General features: G+C 40.6%; 2 protein-coding genes and 1 pseudogene. All 3 read right to left on the minus strand.

Annotated elements, in window-relative coordinates; translation table 11 throughout:
* Window positions 1–2,310, minus strand: a pseudogene (locus EDM53_RS06405) (hypothetical protein); the annotation flags it as partial.
* The gene (locus tag EDM53_RS05855; RefSeq protein WP_130122720.1) at window positions 2,310–6,635 is read right to left on the minus strand and encodes a hypothetical protein; all 4,326 of its coding nucleotides are present in this window, start codon (window positions 6,633–6,635) and stop codon (window positions 2,310–2,312) included. The gene EDM53_RS05855 and the pseudogene EDM53_RS06405, both read right to left, overlap by 1 nt.
* On the minus strand, window positions 6,635–7,144 hold a 510-nt coding region (locus EDM53_RS06295), incomplete at its 5' end, for a hypothetical protein (protein ID WP_207215503.1). The genes EDM53_RS05855 and EDM53_RS06295, both read right to left, overlap by 1 nt.

Genomic DNA, 7,144 nt, shown 5'->3' on the forward strand with positions numbered 1-7,144 from the left:
ACCTTCTCTACCCAACCTTTCTATGCTCCTATAGCTTATCTGTATCACCTCCCAATCTCCTTCCCTCACCATCGACAGTAACAGCTCCATCCATTCTACTAGTACGTCTCCTCCTGTGTCGAAACTTAGCTCATACAATCTCTCACACACACTGATTTTCTTCCCATCATCTCCTTCCCATGTATCATACAATAGGGCCTCTACTGCTCCTTCTAACATCAACTTACCACCCCCCAACCAACACAGTATCTTTTCTAATATTCTGTTCAATAATGCATCTTCCAATCTCCTCTCTACATCTAATACTTCATATCCCTTGTCCCTCCTCATCTCAGCAGTACACATCGTCTTTAATATTTTCTTTTTCTCACTTATCACATTCACTCTCAATCCCATTTCTCTCAATACTCCGTATGATGCGCCACCCACTTTACCTGCCTCTAGTAGCGAACATACTTCCTCCAACAATACTGACACATTGTATGCATCTATGCCGTACATGCGTGTCAATTTCTCTAACACTATACATGATACATTCCTTACTACCCACTCACTGTCATGTAGCAGTAGCCTAAGTTCTCCCAGTAATGCTCGAACCATCTCATCCCTCACTCCATACCCACTTATAACGCCAAGCATTCCTAAACAAGCTCCAATCCGTATTCCTTTATTCTGGTCCCTCAAAGATATATGCAACATTTCTATTATTGCTGAAACGCACTCTTGTACTTGCCATTTCTCCGATACCTTTGATACTAAATATAAGCCCATTAGCTTGGTATTGAGCACATCACTTCTTAACAATGCCTCTATTCCCCTTACCAATGTTTGACTTGGGTATAACATCCATACTAACTCACTCTCGTTTAGCTTCACATCTCTTCTAAACAACAGACAAGATAATCCCGTGATACTTTGTTCTAGGTCTCTCAGATTAAATAGTTCAAGCCTTCTATCTACTGCTCTTGTCCACTCCATTATAAAACCATCGTCTCTATAACCAAATTGAGCCAAACTCCAGATACTGTTCGACAAATTCTGGCAGTTAAACTTTAGCAATTTCCCAATCGATACCTTCACCCATTCTCTTATAAAATTATCATCCCTATAACCAAAGTAGCCCAAACTCCAAAGACTATTAGATAAACTCTGTTCATTAAAATCACGCAACCTCACACCAGCAACTCTTACCCATTCTCTTATAAACAGGTCGTTCCTATGCCCAAAACGCACTACACTCAAGATGCTGCTCGACAGATCTTTGGAATTACATTGCCCCAATTTCCCGATTGTTAACCTCACACATTCTTCTATGAAATCGTCATATCTATAACCAAAGCGCTCTAAACTCCACATACTATTTGACAGGTCCTGAGCATTGAACTTTAGCAATTTCCTAGCCGATACTTTTACCCATTCTCTTATGAACTGATCATCCCTATAACCAAGATGTACTAGACCCCATATGCTGTTCGACAAATTCTGGGCGTTGAACTCTAACAGTTTTCGAGTCGATACTCTCACCCATCCTTTTATAAAATCATCGTCCCTATAACTAAAACGTGCTAAACTCCAAATACTATTCGACAAACCTTGTGCATTAAATTCTCCCAATCTACCAATTGAGACGCTCACCCATTCTCTTATAAACGCATCATCCCTCCAACCAAAATGCGCTAAACTCCATATGCTGTTCGACAAATTCTGGCAGTTAAATTCTTTCAGTTTCCCAGCAGATACTGTTACCCATTCTCTCAAGAAATCAGCATCTCTGTAACCAAGACGCACTAAACTCCACATATTACTTGACAGGTCTTGCACATTACACTCTGATAGTTTTCTAGTTGACACTCTCACCCATCCTTTTATAAAAGCGTCGTCCTTGTAACCAAACAGCACTAAACTCCATATGCTATTGGACAAATTCTGGCAGTTAAACTCTTTCAGTTTCCCAGTAGATACTGCTACCCATTCTCTGATAAAGCAATCATCTCTGTAACCAAGACGCACTAAGCTCCAGATACTGTTAGACAAATTCTGTGCATTAAACTCTGAAAGCTTTGGAATTGATATCCTCACCCATTCTCTTATGAACTCGTCTTCCCTGTAACCAAGACGCGCCAAACTCCAGATACCCCTTGATAATTCTTGCGCATTAAACTCCTCCAACTTACAAATAGCTGCGTTTAACCAATACCTAATATAACTGTCATCCTTATGACCTCTATGCACTAATTTCCCTATCTCACGGCACAATCTCGCATTACTATAGCTACTTAAATCTCTCAACACACCTTCTCCACATATCATCAATTATCACCTTGAAATGCTCCTTCCGGCTGTTCTTGTTCCTGCATCAATTCATTATACTCTCCCCTAGAGCTATCAAACTCGTATACGTATTGTAATGGAGTTCGTGCTAATAAACTGTAGACTTCTCCATATCCAGACGCTGATCTTCCTCCATTCTCATCGCTTGTATACTCTATGTACAGACTATGCACGTTGGACATCAGATGGTAAAGGCTGTACACCGTCATTCCTGATGTAAATATCAACCCTGCATGTGGCAGACCTCCTGCACCCATCACTATAGGTAATGCCATGTAAACCGTCGTTATCAGTACCTGTTTTAGCGCCTCAGCGTATTCCCCTTGGTACACTTGATATGTAGCTTCTAAACCCACTAGTGCTAATCCATACACATTCAATCCCTTGTACATTCCATATACATGCACCGTGCCCAATACCACTTGCTTCACATTCTCCACTGTTGGTCGATTGACCACTCTTAGTACATCCACTACTGTATCAGCTATCTTGATGCTCAACGCTACTTTATACATCATAACTTCCACTTCTGCCGCTTTTTCTCCTATTATTCCCTTTATATCAATATCAGAGCTCATTTTTTGCTGCAATTCCCTTGCAAATATAAAATCTTCCCTTCTCCCTCCCTTGTCAGGGTGTAGTCTAAGCAGCACATGCTTCTTAAACTCTCCATAATTACGTAAAATATCTACCGATACTGTCTCACCTAGCTTGTTTTCTTTCAATATATCCTTAAATCTCCCAATCTCTCCCTTGTACAGATACTCCTTGTATTGCCATGCAAAATCTAGCTTGTTGTTAAGTCGATTCATCACAGCATCAATAACCCTTGATATCATGCTTCTTTGACCAGCATTCACATAATCTCTACCAATAGTAGACGCAACCTGACCTTGCTCTCCTTCAACGCTAATAAGTGCCAGTGATGATTCTGGAATATATGGTATGACCAATATATCAATATCTCTTGATGCTTCCACAGCTCCCATTATCTCAAGCACCAACTCTCTACTTCCTATCTCCCTTGCTCTACTTAATAAAGCTAGTGCCTGCCCTTCCTCGTACATTACATCCAACAACGCATCATGCAGTATACTCCCTCCTACCTCATGCGCTATGTACAATACATCCTGTCCAATCTTTGATGACAATAAATTGTGTATCGGTGCATCATATCTACACATCGCAATATGCACTGTAATATCCTCCAAGGGCCTCTGACACACCAGTTCCTTTCCCATCAAGATAAACCCCTTTACATAACCTTCTCCTCCTTCACTTTCCATCTGTTCTAACAAACTTAATACTGCTATTTTTGTCACCTCACTTCCTTCTCTACTCAATCTTTCTAGACTCCTATAGCTTATCTGCCTCACTTCCCAATCCTCTTCCCTCACCATCGACAACAATACCTCCATACCTTCTACTAATACTCTCCCTCCTATACTAAAACTGAGCTCATACAATCCTTCTGATATACTCACCTTCTTCTTATCACCTTCCTTCCACATATCCCACAGTAGTACTTCTACTTCACCTTCTAATAATACCCTCCCATCTCCTAACCAACACAGTACCTTCTCTAATATTCTGTTCAACAATGCATCTTCCAGTCTCCACTCTACCTCTAATACTTCGTCTTCCCCTCTCCTATTCATTTCTGCCTTACACATTGTCTTCAATATTTTCTTCTTCACACTCATCACATCTGTTCTTAATCTTATCTCCCTCAATATCCCATATGATGCACCTCCCACTTTGCCTGCTTCTAACAGAGCACACACCTCTTCCAACAACAGCTTCATGTCCTCTTCATCTATGTCGTATATACGTATCAACTCCTCTAACACCACACACGATAAATTCCTCACTTGACACTCATTGTCTTGTAACAATAGCTTCAGCTCTTCCAGTAGTACCATCACTACCTCAGACCCTATTTTATACCCTCTGATAACACCAAGGAGGCCTACACAACCTCCCACACGCATTATCTTCTCTTCTCCCTTCAAAAATATACGAAATATTCCCAGCATTGGCAGTACGTCTCCTTCTATCCCGCTTGTCCCCAATACCTTTGATACTAAATATAAGCCCATTAGCTTGGTATTGAGCACATCACTTCTTAACAGTACCTCTATCCCACTAACCAATACAGGACTTGAGTGCAGCACCATCCCCAATTTACTCTCGTTTAGCTTCACATCTCTTCTAAACAACAGACAAGATAATCCAGTGATACTTTGTTCTACCTCCCTCATATTGAATTGCCCAAGCCTTCTATCTACTGCTCTTGTCCACTCTATTATAAAACCATCGTCTCTATAACCAAAATGAGCCAAACTCCACATACTGTTAGACAACTCCTGGGAATTAAATTCCGACAATTTCATAATTGACACTCCTACCCATTTTCTTATGAAATCATCATTTCTGTAACCAAAACGCGCTAAACTCCAGATACTATTAGACAGTACTTGTCCATTAAACTTTCCTAACTTACCCATCGCAATCCGTACCCATTCCCTGATAAAGCAATCATCCCTGTAACCAAAACATACCAAACTCCAGATACAATTAGATAAGCTTTGTGCACTAAACTCTGCTAGTTTTCCAGTTGATACTCTCACCAATTCTCTTATAAAATCAGCGTCCCTGTAACCAAGGCATGCTAAGCTCCACATGCTGTTAGACAATTCCTGGGAATTAAATTCCGATAATTTCCCAATTGACACTCCTACCCACTCTCTTATGAAATCATCGTCTCTCCAACCAAAACGCGCCAAACTCCAGATACTAATGGACAGATCCTGGCCATTAAACCATAACAATTTTCCAATCAACACTCTTACCCATTTTCTTATGAAATCATCATCTCTGTAACCAAAACGCGCTAGACTCCAGAGGCTGTTAGACAAGTGCTGCGTACTAAATTGTTCAAGTTTATAAGCTGACACTCTTACCCACTCTCTCACGAATGTGTTGTCTTGATAATCAAAACATACCAAACTCCAAATACTATTGGACAAGTTCTGCGGAGCAAATTCCGGTAATTTTGCAGTTGACTCTCTTACCCATTCCCTGATGAAATCATCGTCCCTGTAACCAAGACGCACTAAACTCCAAACGCTATTGGACAGCCCTTGTCCATTAAAATCTGACAGTTTTCTAATTGATATTATTACCCACTCTCTTATGAAATCATTATCTCTGTAACCAAAACGCGCTAAGCTCCATATGCTGTTCGACAATTCCTGCGCATTAAACTCTAGCAATTTTCCAATCGATACTCTTACCCATTCCATTATGAAAACATCATCCCTCCAACTAAAATGTGCCAAACTCCATATGCTGTTGGATAATTCCTGGGCATTAAACTCCCCAACTCTCCAAGTTGATACTCTTACCCACTCTCTTATGAAATCATCGTCCCTGTAACCAAGACGCACTAAACTCCAAATACTATTCGACAAGTCCTGCCCACTAAACTCTAGTAATTTTCCAATCGATACTCTTACCCATTCTCTTATGAAATCATCGTTCCTGTAACCAAGACGCACTAAACTCCATATGCTGTTGGACAAATTCTGGCAGTTAAACTCTAGGAGTTTTCTAGTTGATACTTCTACCCATTCTCTTATGAAATCATCGTCCCTGTAACCAAGACGCACTAAACTCCATATGCTGTTGGACAAGTCCTGCCCACTAAACTCTAGTAATTTTCCAATCGATACTCTTACCCACTCCATTATGAAGGCATAATTCCTGTAACCAAGACGCGCTAAACTCCAAATACTATTCGACAAGTCCTGCACATTAAACTCTAGGAGTTTTCTAGTTGATACCTCTACCCATTTTCTTATGAAATCATCGTCCCTGTAACCAAGACGCACTAAACTCCATATGCTGTTGGACAAATTCTGGCAGTTAAACTCTAGGAGTTTTCTAGTTGATACTTCTACCCATTTTCTTATGAAATCATCGTCCCTGTAACCAAGACGCACTAAACTCCATATGCTGTTGGACAAATTCTGGCAGTTAAACTCTAGGAGTTTTCTAGTTGATACTTCTACCCATTTTCTTATGAAATCATCTCCCCTGTAACCAAGACGCGCCAAACTCCAGATACTCTTTGATAATTCTTGCGCATTAAATTCCTCCAACTTACAAATAGCCACGCTTAACCAATACCTAATATAACTGTCATCCTTATGACCTCTACACGCTAATTTTGCTATCTCATCACATAACCTTGCATTGTTATAACCACTCAAATCTCTCAACACACCTTCTCCACATATCATCAATTATCACCTTGAAATGCTCCTTCCGATTGCTCTTGTTCCTGCATCAATTCATCATACTCTCCCCTGGAGCTATCAAACTCATACACGTATTGCAATGGTGTGCAAGCTAGTAAACTATATAGACTCGCATAAGCCTCTGATGATTTCGCTACATTGTCATCACTCGTGTATTCTGTGTACAGACTATGCACGTTGGACATCAGATGGTAAAGGCTGTACACCGTCATTCCTGATGTAAATATCAACCCTGCATATGGCAAACCTCCTGCACCCATCACTATAGGTAATGCCATGTAAACCGTCGTTATCAGTACCTGTTTTAGCGCCTCAGCGTATTCCCCTTGGTACACTTGATATGTAGCTTCTAAACCCACTAGTGCTAATCCATACACATTCAATCCCTTGTACATTCCATATACATGCACTGTACCCAATACCACTTGCTTCACATTCTCAACTGTTGGTCGATTGACCACTCTTAGTACATCCACTACTGTATCAGCTAT

It is taken from the genome of Rickettsiales endosymbiont of Peranema trichophorum, from assembly GCF_004210275.1.
Taxonomy (GTDB): Bacteria; Pseudomonadota; Alphaproteobacteria; order Rickettsiales; family Midichloriaceae; genus RICK02.